A 2,015-nucleotide genomic window follows, 5' to 3' on the forward strand; every position below is an offset into this window, starting at 1 on the left:
GCCTGGGCCGAGCTGATGCGCCGTCTCGGGTACGAGCGCTACGGTGCGCAGGGCGGCGACTTCGGCTCGGGCATCTCCCTTGCCCTCGGCGGGGTGGCACCCGAGCAGGTCGTCGGAGTGCACGTCAACTACCTGCCGACACGCCCGGACCCGGATGCCGGGCTCCACCTGTCCGCGACCGATGAGGCGCGCCTGGACAAGGTCCGGCAGCTGATGGCGAACCGCCCCCCGTACCAGGCCCTGCAGTCCACCACCCCGCAGACCATCGGTTACGCGCTGACCGACTCGCCGGTCGGCCAACTGGCCTGGATCGCCGAGCGCTTCGCGCACTGGACCGACCCGCGCTCACACATCAGCGACGACCGGCTGCTCACCGGCATCTCGCTGTACTGGCTGACCGCCACGGCCGCTTCCTCGGCGCGCCTCCACCGCGAGGCACCCCGGCGGCAGGAGCCGTGCCCGGTGCCCCTGGGCGTCGCGGTGTTCGCGCACGACATCACCCGGTCGGTGAGACCACTGGCCGAGCGGCTGTACGACATCAGGCACTGGTCGGAGTTCGAGCGCGGCGGCCACTTCGCCGCGATGGAAGTGCCCGAGCTGCTCGCCCAGGACATCGAGGACTTCTTCCTCCGGCTCGACCAGGACCAGCTCCGCGGACGCCTCGTCGCGAGACCCGGCTCGCTCCACCTGTCCACGACGCGCGAGCCTGCCGCGGGCGGAAGATCTCAGACGGGGTGAAGGACCCGGAAACGATCGGGCTCCACCGGGTCCCGGTCGACGACCTGGACCGGAGGCCATGCCCATTGCCAGACGCCGATGCCCGGTGCGCGGGAGAAGCGGATCGGCCCGCGAGTGCCGTCGACCGCGACACGCGGCCAGGACTCCGCGATGCGCTCCCGGTCCGCGCCGTGAGAACGCAGCACATCGGCGAGGACGAGGACCGTGTCGTAGCCCTCGAAGGCGACGAAGGAGGGCGTTGCGGCCAGCCGTTCGCGCAGGGACGCCTCGACTCGCGCGCCGAGCGGGGTGAGACGCTCGGGCCGGTAGCGCAGGAACGGGACCGCTGCGCCCTCGTCGCCCAGCAGCGCCGCCCACGTGGTGAACTCCGGCTGCCCGGCCGGAGCGCCGATCAGCAGCTCGGCGAGCCGCCGGTCGCGGCGTACGGCCTTGACGATCGGCACGGCCGGATCCGGGTGGCCCACCAGCAGCAGGAGGGCGGTCGCACCGTGGTCGACGAGTGCGTCGCACACGCCCGCAGGGTCGAGCAGGCCCATGTCGAGTTCGACGACGGTGCCGCCGCCCGCAGCGAGGCGGTCCCGCAGGATGCGGATCCCGGATGCCCAGTAGACGCCGGCCTGGGCCGCTACGGCGATGCGGCGGTGCCCCGCGCCGAGCAGGAAGTCCGCGTAGATCCGCCAGCCGTGGGACTGCGCCGGGCACAGGCGCGCCACCCAGTCCGTCGGCTGCTCGGTGAGCGCGTCGAGAACCGCCGAGGAGCAGAGGAACGGCAGGCCCAGGGCGTCGGCCCGGGCGGCGGCGGCACGCGCGACGACGCTGTGGTACTCCCCGGCCAGGGCGGCCACGCCCAGGCCCTCCAACTCGTCCACGGCCGCCGCGGCCCTCCCGGGATCCGCCGCGGTGTCCCGCACCACCAGCTCCAGTGGCCTCCCGGCGATACCGCCGGCGTCGTTGACCTCGCGTACGGCCAGCTCGAGTCCGGCGAGCAAGTGCCGCCCCGCCTCCACCCAGCCGGGTCGAGTGAGCGGGACGAGAGCGCCGATCAGTGGTGCGGGAGACACGAGCGAACACCTCGGCAAGTCAAGATCGACGGGACGGGTAGCCTACCCACTCACCAGCCCGTGATCCAGGGCCGGGTTCCGAGCCTCCCACGGCATCGCGACCAGGCCTCCGGCGTGAGGGTGCGGTGGGAGCACGGCGTGCGGCGACGGCGGCGTCCCGCGGCCCGGCCCGCCCCCGGCCGCCGTCGGCAACCGGCGATCGGCCGTGCCCGGGAC

The 2,015-nt window shown here is 73.7% G+C and carries 2 protein-coding genes; one reads left to right on the plus strand and one right to left on the minus strand.

Features of this window, described 5'->3' with window-relative positions; genetic code table 11:
- Positions 1-738: alpha/beta fold hydrolase (locus CCN42_RS40005; RefSeq protein WP_422641263.1), on the plus strand; the 738-nt coding region annotated here is incomplete at its 5' end.
- Here CCN42_RS40005 and CCN42_RS40010 read toward each other — a convergent pair.
- The gene (locus CCN42_RS40010; protein ID WP_245877692.1) at positions 726-1,799 is read right to left on the minus strand and encodes an ABC transporter substrate-binding protein; all 1,074 of its coding nucleotides are present in this window, start codon (positions 1,797-1,799) and stop codon (positions 726-728) included. The genes CCN42_RS40005 and CCN42_RS40010 overlap by 13 nt on opposite strands.
- Positions 1,800-2,015 lie beyond the last annotated feature (216 nt).

Origin of the sequence: Streptomyces glaucescens, from assembly GCF_002154375.1 — a bacterium.
Lineage (GTDB): Bacteria > Actinomycetota > Actinomycetes > Streptomycetales > Streptomycetaceae > Streptomyces > Streptomyces glaucescens.